Source organism: Dokdonella sp., from assembly GCF_049593775.1.
In the GTDB taxonomy this organism is placed as follows: Bacteria; Pseudomonadota; Gammaproteobacteria; order Xanthomonadales; family Rhodanobacteraceae; genus Dokdonella.
Genome location: NZ_JBAWHJ010000133.1, coordinates 34,407 through 43,499 on the forward strand (window position 1 = coordinate 34,407; position 9,093 = coordinate 43,499).

General features: G+C 60.3%; 11 protein-coding genes. 3 read left to right on the plus strand and 8 right to left on the minus strand.

Annotated features, from left to right (window positions below):
* Positions 1–2: 2 nt before the first annotated feature.
* Positions 3–575 carry a YggT family protein gene (locus tag WBP53_RS04625; RefSeq protein ID WP_423926412.1) on the plus strand — a complete coding sequence of 191 codons (573 nt, stop codon included), beginning with the start codon at positions 3–5 and terminating at the stop codon, positions 573–575.
* A gap of 76 nt (positions 576–651) precedes the next feature.
* Positions 652–1,101 (plus strand): DUF4426 domain-containing protein, encoded by a 450-nt coding sequence (locus tag WBP53_RS04630; RefSeq protein WP_423926414.1) that lies wholly within the window; start codon positions 652–654, stop codon positions 1,099–1,101.
* A 53-nt stretch (positions 1,102–1,154) separates the two neighbouring features.
* On the opposite strand, the gene WBP53_RS04635 is transcribed toward WBP53_RS04630, so the two are convergent.
* Together WBP53_RS04635 and pdxH are read right to left on the minus strand one after the other, a co-directional pair.
* Positions 1,155–1,970 (minus strand): cobalamin-binding protein, encoded by an 816-nt coding sequence (locus WBP53_RS04635; RefSeq protein ID WP_423926416.1) that lies wholly within the window; start codon positions 1,968–1,970, stop codon positions 1,155–1,157.
* Positions 1,970–2,593 (minus strand): pyridoxamine 5'-phosphate oxidase, encoded by a 624-nt coding sequence (gene pdxH / locus WBP53_RS04640; RefSeq protein ID WP_423926418.1) that lies wholly within the window; start codon positions 2,591–2,593, stop codon positions 1,970–1,972. Before pdxH ends, WBP53_RS04635 begins: the two co-directional genes overlap by 1 nt.
* Here pdxH and WBP53_RS04645 point away from each other — a divergent pair.
* The gene (locus WBP53_RS04645) at positions 2,592–3,449 is read left to right on the plus strand and encodes a kinase (RefSeq protein WP_423926420.1); all 858 of its coding nucleotides are present in this window, start codon (positions 2,592–2,594) and stop codon (positions 3,447–3,449) included. The two genes, pdxH and WBP53_RS04645, sit on opposite strands and share 2 nt — an antisense overlap.
* On the opposite strand, the gene WBP53_RS04650 is transcribed toward WBP53_RS04645, so the two are convergent.
* The 6 genes from WBP53_RS04650 to WBP53_RS04675 form a co-directional block, all read right to left on the minus strand.
* The gene (locus tag WBP53_RS04650; RefSeq protein WP_423926422.1) at positions 3,421–4,977 is read right to left on the minus strand and encodes an ATP-binding protein; all 1,557 of its coding nucleotides are present in this window, start codon (positions 4,975–4,977) and stop codon (positions 3,421–3,423) included. The genes WBP53_RS04645 and WBP53_RS04650 overlap by 29 nt on opposite strands.
* Positions 4,974–5,474 carry a Rab family GTPase gene (locus WBP53_RS04655; RefSeq protein WP_423926424.1) on the minus strand — a complete coding sequence of 167 codons (501 nt, stop codon included), beginning with the start codon at positions 5,472–5,474 and terminating at the stop codon, positions 4,974–4,976. The genes WBP53_RS04650 and WBP53_RS04655 overlap by 4 nt, the downstream gene beginning before the upstream one ends.
* Positions 5,471–7,189, minus strand: a complete 1,719-nt coding sequence (locus tag WBP53_RS04660) for a hypothetical protein (protein ID WP_423926426.1) — start codon at positions 7,187–7,189, stop codon at positions 5,471–5,473. The genes WBP53_RS04655 and WBP53_RS04660 overlap by 4 nt, the downstream gene beginning before the upstream one ends.
* Before the next feature lie 19 nt (positions 7,190–7,208).
* On the minus strand, positions 7,209–7,757 hold the full coding sequence (locus WBP53_RS04665; RefSeq protein WP_423926428.1) for a hypothetical protein: 549 nt from the start codon (positions 7,755–7,757) through the stop codon (positions 7,209–7,211).
* A 182-nt stretch (positions 7,758–7,939) separates the two neighbouring features.
* The gene (locus WBP53_RS04670; RefSeq protein WP_423926430.1) at positions 7,940–8,638 is read right to left on the minus strand and encodes a response regulator transcription factor; all 699 of its coding nucleotides are present in this window, start codon (positions 8,636–8,638) and stop codon (positions 7,940–7,942) included.
* 54 nt (positions 8,639–8,692) lie between these two features.
* Complete coding sequence (locus WBP53_RS04675; protein WP_423926432.1) at positions 8,693–8,896, minus strand: dodecin family protein; 204 nt, start codon at positions 8,894–8,896, stop codon at positions 8,693–8,695.
* Positions 8,897–9,093 lie beyond the last annotated feature (197 nt).

A 9,093-nucleotide genomic window follows, 5' to 3' on the forward strand; every position in this document is an offset into this window, starting at 1 on the left:
CCATGAACTATTTCGCCAATGCCGGCCAGATCCTGATCGATTTTATCTTCGGCATCCTGGTCGGCCTGATCGTACTGCGCGTACTGCTGCAACTGGTCCGGGCCAATTTCCACAATCCGATTTGCCAGTTCCTGTACAAGGCCAGCAACCCGATCCTGATGCCCTTGCGCCGCATCATCCCGTCCTGGCGACGGCTCGATATCGCGGGCGTCGTATTGGCCTGGTTGCTGCTGCTGATCAAGCGCGTGCTGCTGTTCGCCATGACCATCGGAGTGCCTTCCTTCGCATCGCTGGCCGTGATCGCCTTGGCCGATCTGATTGGATTCGTGTTGATGATGATGTTGATCCTCATCATCGTGCGGGTAATCCTGAGTTTCGTCAGCGGCGACAGCTACCATCCGGTCATTCCACTGGTATTCCAGCTGACCGAACCGATACTCAAACCCATCCGCACGCGCCTGCCGGCGCTGGGCGGCCTGGATTTCGCGCCACTGATCGCCCTGCTCGCCATTTCACTGGCGCAGGCTCTGCTGGTCGCCCCCTTGCTGGACTTCGGCATTACCATTGCCAGCTAGTCCTGCATTGCGCACTCTGGTTTCCGTTCAACCTTGCGGTCGTATGATGGCCGCACCACATCGAAGAGAACATCCCATGCCCACGATGCTTCGCGCCCTTCTCGGTCTTGCCCTGATGGCAATGGCCCCACTGGCCCTGGCCGACAACAGCGAAGGCAGCCTGAAGTTCGGCGACCACGTCGTTCATTTCAGCGCCCTGCCCACCGACTTCCTCAGTGAAGAAATCGCCACGCAATATGCAATCGAGCGATCGCCCAATCGCGGAATGCTCAATATTTCGGTGAACAAGGATCTTGGCGGTGGCGCGACCGAAGCTGTCTCGGCTCGCATTACCGGCGAAGCAAGCAATCTGTCCGGACAGAACATCCCTATCGAGATTCGCGAGATTCCGGGAAGCTATGTTTCCTATGTCGGCCTGTTCGACATCGTGCCTCCGGACACCTACACGTTCACGATTTCGGTTTTCCCGGAAGACGCTACAGTGCCGCTGACCTTGCGTTTCAACAAGAACTTCGCCGGCCAATAGCGAGTACGCGCGGCCCGGCTGTAGTGCCGGGCTGGCACCTGCAACCCTGTTGATCAGCCCGTCGGCTCGGCCGAAGCGACTGCTGCGATGCGCCGGTGCAATGCATCGAGGCCATCGAACACGGCAGCGGGGCCCGGCTGCAGAATGAGCGGCGACTTGATTTCGTGCATCTGGCCGTTGCGGACCGCCGGAATCGCCGACCAACCGGGCCTTGCCGCTACAGTTTCCGGACGGAATTTCTTACCGCACCAGGAGCCGAGGATCAGGTCAGGCTGGCGACGCACGATCTCCCCGTCATCGGCGATGATGCGATCCCTTGCCAGCGATTTCTCCGCCAGCTCCGGAAAAATGTCGTCGCCTCCGGCAATGCGGACCAGTTCGGCGACCCAGCGGATTCCGCTGATCGGCGGCACATCCCATTCCTCGAAATACACCTTGGGACGGAATGGCAGACGCGCGGCTGATTCCATGACGCTGGCAATATGGGCTTCGGCATCCGCCGCATATCTGTCAGCCTTCTCGGCAGCACCCACCATCCCCCCCAGTCTTCGGATATAGGAAAGGATTCCTTCAACCGATCGATGGTTGCTGATCCATACCTCGATACCGGCGCGAATCAGATCAGCCGCGATGTCTGCCTGGATATCGGAAAAACCTATGACCAGATCCGGTTCAAGCTCGAGAATTGCGCCAATTTTCGCGCTGGTGAAAGCGGATACCTTGGGCTTTTCCTTGCGTGCCCGCGCCGGGCGTACGGTAAATCCCGAGATACCGACTATCCGATGCTCTTCGCCAAGCGCGTACAGGACTTCGGTGGGTTCTTCCGTCAGGCAGACGATGCGTTGAGGGTAGGCGTCGCGCTGCGCCATCACGGATACAGCAGGAATTTGCGCCAGACGCCATCTTCCAGCGCGTAGCGCTGGCGGTCGTGCAGTCGGAAGCGAGCCCCATACCAGAACTCGAACAGATCCGGGCGCAAGCGGTAGCCACCCCAGGTGGGTGGTCGAGGAACATCGACACCAGCATACTTTCCTTCGATCTCGGCAACGCGTGCATCGAAGACCTCGCGGTCCGGCAGCTCCTGCGATTGCAGCGATGCCCATGCACCGATCTGGCTCATGCGCGGACGTGTAGCGAAGTAGGCATCCGAATCCGCGGCGTCGAGTTTTTCAACCAGTCCCTCAACGCGTACCTGAACCTGATCACGCAGTGTTTTCCAATGGAAATTGACCGCAGCCTGATCATGCGCTGCCAGCTGGCCACCTTTGGCGCTTTCGTAGTTCGTGAAAAAGCACAGCCCATCTGCATCGACTTGCTTGAGCAGCACGATCCTCGATGAAACGCGGCCATTGCTGCCGATCGTGGACAGCGACATGGCGGTCGGCTCAGTGTCACCCGCAGCCCCGGCTTCGACCAACAGCGCCTGCAAGGTAGAGATCGCCTGCTGGTACAGTGCCGGGGTTCCAGTGCCTTCGGTTCGAGTAGGTTTCATGAGTGGAAATGCTAGCACGCGGCGCGGCTTCGCTCCGCAGGTCATCACGCAGTTGCTGGATACGCTCTTCGCGACCCTGCCGTCAGATGGCGCGAACATGGTGCTCGGGCTGTCGGCGCTGCAGGGTAGCGGCAAGACCACCCTGGCTGCGCAACTGGCATGCGCATCAAAAGCTCGAGGACTCGATGCCATTGCGCTGAGTCTCGACGACTTCTACCTCGGTCGACGCGATCGCTCGAAGCTGGCCCGCCTCATCCATCCACTACTGCGGACACGCGGCGTGCCCGGCACGCATGACGTCGCGTTGCTGGAATCGGTACTGGATGCCCTGCGCACGGCACGCGACAATCCGTTTCCGCGCGTGCCGCGCTTCGACAAGGGCCGCGACACTCGACTGCCGCCTTCACGCTGGCGCGCGATTCGGCAGCCGCCGCACCTGATCATCCTCGAAGGCTGGTGCGTCGGCCTCGGTGCCGAAGACAGAAACTCCCTGGGCCGCCCGATCAACGCACTCGAAAGCTCGGAAGATTCCGACGGTCGCTGGCGTCGCTGGGTCAACCGGCAGCTCGCAGGCAACTACTGCAGGCTCTGGCAAAAGCTGGATCGATTGCTTGTCCTGCAGGCACCCGGTTTCGACGTCGTGCAAGGCTGGCGCGATGAACAAGAGCAAGTCCTGCGCGCTCGTGGCGCACGTCAGGCCATGCCAGCGCATGCGATTTCCAGATTTGTCGCGCACACCGAACGACTCAGCCAGCACGCCTTGAACAGCCTGCCAGCGAGGGCGGACGTTCTCGTCAGACTCGGCACCCGGCGTGAAGTTCGATCGATCAGCGCGCCTGTGCGGCCCGTTGCATGACTCTCGAAAACTCTTCGATGTTGAGCGGCTTGGTCAGGTACTGATCGGCACCGGCATTCAATGCGACCTTTCGCGCTTCTTCGGTGGGCGTCGCAGACAAGGTCACGATATGTCCCTTGTAGCCCTGGGAACGCAAGCGAAACACCGCGGTGTTGCCGGAAAGCCCCGGCAATTCAACATCAACGAGCAGGATGTCGGGCCGGTCAGCCATGGCACGCTCGACGGCGGCCGCGGCGTCGCCGACGATGCTGACACGAAACCCGAGTTCACCCAGCAACACCTCCAGAAGATGGGCGATATCCGGATCGTCATCGACAACCAGCACGTGTCGAATGCGTTTGTCCGCTGCATCCGGCACCTGCGTGATTGCGCCTCCTGCGTGCTCGGGCGTTCCTGTGAAATTGGGCAGGACGATGCGGAATCGCGTGCCTTCACCGGGAATGGACTGGAAGTCCAGGACACCAAGCATTTGTGCTACAAGCCGCTTGACGATACTCAAGCCAAGCCCAGCCCCGCTTCCAGGCGCCTGACTGGTCCGATTGAAGGCCACGAACACCTTGTCGTGAAACTCCTCGGCAATGCCGATTCCCGTGTCACGCACCTCAATGGAAAGCGCAGCATCATCCCAACCGAAGCCGACGCCAACGCTTCCTTTCTCGGTGTAGCGCACGGCGTTGGAAAGCAGGTTGACGAGAATCTGGCGCAGGCGCAATTCGTCGAGTATCGGCACCACATCTGTGGGCACATCGACATCGATAGTGAAATCCAGGCCGCGTTCGATCGCAAGCGGCCTGAACATGGCATCGAGATCCTCGATGAGTGCGCTCAAGTCAAGCGCCTGCGGCGCGAGCAAACTGGAACGGTTGTCCGCGCGCGCGTACTCGAGAAGATTTTCGGCCAGCGTGAACAGATAGTTTGCGTTTCTCCGCAAGGCACGCAGGGAATTGGAGACTTCAGGCTTCACGGCCTGAACTTCGAGCAAGTGCAAGTAGCCGAAGATCGATGTCAGTGGGGTGCGGAAATCGTGACTCAAGGTGGCAATCAGCGCGTTCTTCAGCGCGTTCGCCTCTTGCAGGCGGGTACGCTGTGATTCGAGCTCGGTGCGGATCTGGCGCAACTGCGCGATCGCCTTGCTCTTCTGATAACCGACCAGGACGGCCTCGTTGCCCGTCTGCTGTTGAGCCTGCTGGCGATCGTGCTCGACCTGCGCATCAAGCAGCAGCACCTGGAAACCCGAATTGTTCACGACCAGATGCACATGCGCGCTGCGACCGTTCGGCATTTGCACGAACGGCAGGTCGATGGACTCATCCAGTGCCATGCCAAGGAAGAGGTCCTGTAGCTGACGCGTTCCATTGACCGGGTCCTTCGGGTCGAATCCAAACCGCGCCGGGTCGCCATGCAGGTTGACCCATTGCCACTCCTTGTCGAACTCGATCATGAGTGGCTGCGCGCGCTCGAACAGAAAGCGTGCGATCCCGGCAGCCACTTCCGGCTCGAAATCGGTCAGTTTAGGCATATCGCTCATGCGCTGAGCCTCCGAGCCATTTCGCTGAATGCCTGCTCGACTCCATCACCGGAAAGTGCACTGGTTTCAAGCACCGGCAGGGTCTGGCGCAGTTCGGCCAGAGTTGACGGCGCGACTTCCCAGCGCTCGACCAGATCCAGCTTGTTGACCAAAAGGATGGCCTGCGCATCCGGCAGCACGCTGCGCGACTGCATGAGCAGGTCAATGGCCGCGCGCATCGTTGACTCGCGCGTCCCGTCGGCAACCAGAAGAAGGCCGCTTGCCCCACGCAGATAGCTCATGTTGAGTGAGTCAAGCCCGCTCTTTCCGGCGATATCCCAGATAACGAACTTCATCGGACTGTCCGCGCCGTAGTCGACCTGCTTGCTGTCGACCTTCACTCCGACCGTAGTCAGGTAGTTCTCGGAAAATGTCTGGCGCACGAACCTTGCAACTAGGCTGGTCTTGCCGACGCCAAAATCACCGAGCATGCAAATTTTTCGAGCCTGCAGACTCATGGCGATCCTGCCTCAATGTCCAGGCGCACGCGGGCACCTCGAAAATCCTCGTCACGCTCAATTGACTCGGCATTTGCCGAATCGCGAAACCAGGTATCCGGCACGCCCGATTCGAGCAGCCGATCCCTCAGCCATTGTGCGCGCTGATCGCGCAACTTTGCATTGATGGTTTCGCTACCGGGGGCGTCGTTGTAGCCCATGACGTGCACTTTCACCGATTGTCCGGCGATCACCGCCAGTTTTTGCGCATCCATCAGCAAGGCTGCCATCTCGCCGAGCTGCGCCTGGCCTTCGGCAGTCGGCTCCACTTCGCGTACGAAGCTGACCTCCAGCGTTGACAGCCTGGCTGCCAACGCCACGAGCTGCTCGCGTGCCGCCTGCATTGCATCGGTTGTGGCCGACACCTGCCAGTCGACCGATTGAACCCCGGCAATCCAGGCGACGCGCGTGCGGTTGGCGGCGATCCAGTCATTGCTCGCACTTCCAGCAAGGCGCAGGACCCCATCCTTGACCGACACCTGCACGCCAGCGGGAAGCTCGGTGAGCCGGGCGACACGCTTCTCAAGTATCGGATCAGCAGTGGAGAGATAGCTGTCGATGACCCATTGCGCCTTCACCTCGCCGAGATCGACATCGCCGATCCGAGCGCTGACGGGGTCGGCTTCGGCATCCAGCAGGCCATGCACGACCAGTGAATTCCAGGGATCGGATTCGATACCTGTAAGCAGAAAGCCGGGATGCGACAGCAGCGTCGACCGGACTTGCCCGACACGGGCATCCCAGCGCTCGATCCTCGCGAAATACCATACAAGCCCTGCAAGAATCAGCAGCACGATCGCCAGCAACGGCCAACGCGACGTGCTCTGCCCGGCTGCGTCGTCGCGTTCCGCAAGAGCAGCACTGGCAGCCATCAACTCCTGCGGATCGAGCTGTGCTTGCCAGGTTGAAGCCTGCAACTCCGAGGCAGCCGAAGGTGGGTCATTGCTGTCCACGTAGGTCGCGTGGATCTGCTCGAGACGGTCGGCCAGCACGTTGCGCAGGGAATCCGGCGGAATGCCGGAAATGAAACAGGCCAGGGAGGCACGCGGCCCGTCGAGAATCCAGAGCACGTGGTCGCCCACCCGCGCAGCTTCGAGCGAATCGCTGCCATCCGAAGCAACGGAATCGCGCACGAACTGGCCGATCGCCGTAAGCATGCCGGCGATTGCGTCCGCATCGAGATCAGGCAGGCCAGGCGACGAGGCGCGATGCAGGACCAGTCCGGAATCACGCTCGATCAGAAAGATGTGGTCGACGTGGTAACGGAGGCTGTGCTTGAGGACGATTTGCGCGAATGGAACCCCACTGCGCCAGGCTTCCAGACGCCAGCGAATCCCGCGTGGACTGAAACCGTATTCCAGGACCTTGTTCAGATCGCTCATCAATCCGCGGAGCGCCTCGGCGATGGCCTTGCGGATGATCGGACCAATAACCGGGAACAGGGCATCGACGATGCTGCTGCGGTTTTCGTGAACGGCGCTGCCGAGAGCCGCGGCGACCGGACTCGCCAGGGCTTGCGTCATGGGCTTGTGCGGCGCCGCGCGGACCAGTCCGGGCAACTGCTCGGCCAGTTGCCGATTCCGTCGTTCGAGTTCGGCCAGGCGCTGTTCCGCACCGAGCAGGCTCTCGCGCTCGTCTGCAAGCAGCAGTTCCTTGAGCCGGTCGAGGTCGCTCATGGCGGCGGCCGGCCCTGGATCAGTTGGAAGGCAAGTCGAAATCGCCCTTCAGGCGCAGAGCGAGTTCGGTCAACAGAGAGGAGAGATCCTCGCGTCCTAGTTTTTCCGCGCGAAGTTCGGCGCTGGTGCGCGACAGTGAAGTTGCCGCTTCACTGGCACGTACATCGAGTGCGGCGCTCAGCTCCGACAATGCATCACGCAGGCGCTCGTCGACTGCGCTCATCTCGCTACTGAGGCCATCGAGCGCCTTGTTGATCTCGCTGCGTGCCGTGCGCGCCGACTGCTGCACGCGGGATTCGAGATCATCCACTGCCTCGTTTCGGTCGGTCACTTCCTGGCGCACTTGCCTTGACAGCTTCTCGTACTGCTCGTCAACGCGCTTGTCGATCTGAGCCATGCGTTTGTCCTGGCTTTCACGCAGACGCGACATCTCGGCTTCGAGGCGCTGTCCCATCTCGAGGAATCGACGTTCGTAGTCACGCATCTGACCGCCGAACAGGATGTCGCGGATCTGGTCGACGTTGCGCTCTGCGTCAGCGTCATTCGCAGGTTTCTTGGTCTCGGGCATGGTCCTGCTCCTTGCTTTCACCGGTTTCTGTTTCGGTTTGGCGACCAGTTTATGCGAAGCGGACCGCGATCCGGATTTTTTCCGGCCTGACTTGCTTGTTGCTGCCATGCGGATTCTCCCATTGGGATGTCAAGCCACGACCGCAGCAACTGCGCGATTCCGCGCCGGCGCCGCCTGTGGACTCAAGTCTGCTCCAGACGATACCCGTGCTGGTAGACGGCGGCCAGTCTCCAGCCAAATTCTCCGTCAAGATCCAGTTTCTTGCGCAGGCGACTGATGTGCGTGTCCACCGTTCGCGTCGAAACCGAGGCGTTCATGTTCCAGACGTTCTCGAGCAGCGAATCGCGGCTCACGATGCGCCCATGCCGACGAAACAGGTAGGCGGCCAGGTCGAATTCACGCGGCGTCAGTTCGACATCCTTCCCCGCATAGGAAATGCGACGTCGCGCTGAATCGACATTGTAAGGAGGCAAGTCGAACTGGCTGGCGTCATTGCCTTCAAGGCCAAGCCTGCGAAGTACCGCGCCAACCCGGGCTATCAATTCCTGACGTTTGGCCGGCTTGACGACGTAGTCGTCTCCACCCGCGTTGAGGCCACGAACCATGTCTGCTTCGGTGCCCTTTGCCGTCAGGAAAATGACCGGCAGTTTCGAGTTGGCTGATGCACGAATCCACTCGACGATCTCCGGCCCGCTGGAATCAGGCAGCATCCAGTCGAGCAGCAGCAGATCAATGGCTTCGGAACCCTGCCGTCGACGGAACTCTGCAGCGGAATTGAACAGACGGGTTCGGTATCCCGCCTGCTCCAGCCAATGCAGGATCAGATCGGACTGGTCCGGGTCATCTTCCAGAAATCCGATAACGAGATCGTGATCACTCATGACGTGCAGCCTTTCGGCACCGAAGGTGCCAGATCCCCTGGCGATGACTCGATCCTACTCTACGACAAAGGTAATACGCAGATTGACGCGCCATTCCTTGATGTTTCCATCCTTGTCGGTGATGACCTTGGTTTCGCTGACCCAGGCGCCCTGGAGGTTCTTTACCGTCTCGGCGACCTTTTTCAGGCCTTGCTGCACGGCATCTTCAACACCCTTGTGCGATGAACTGCTGAACTCGATGACCTTGGCGATCGACATATTCGTTCTCTCACTTGGGAAATGAACTACGACTATACCAAAGCCCAACGGAAGCGGGCCGAAGATTGCCCGTTTCGGTCAGGTACTGACGGCGAGTTTTTCCGCTTGCGGTTCCTGCGGCATGTAGCGCAACCAGACCAGAAACACGATCAGGGCATCGAGGACGATGAGGGCCTGCCATAGATACAGGTGAAACC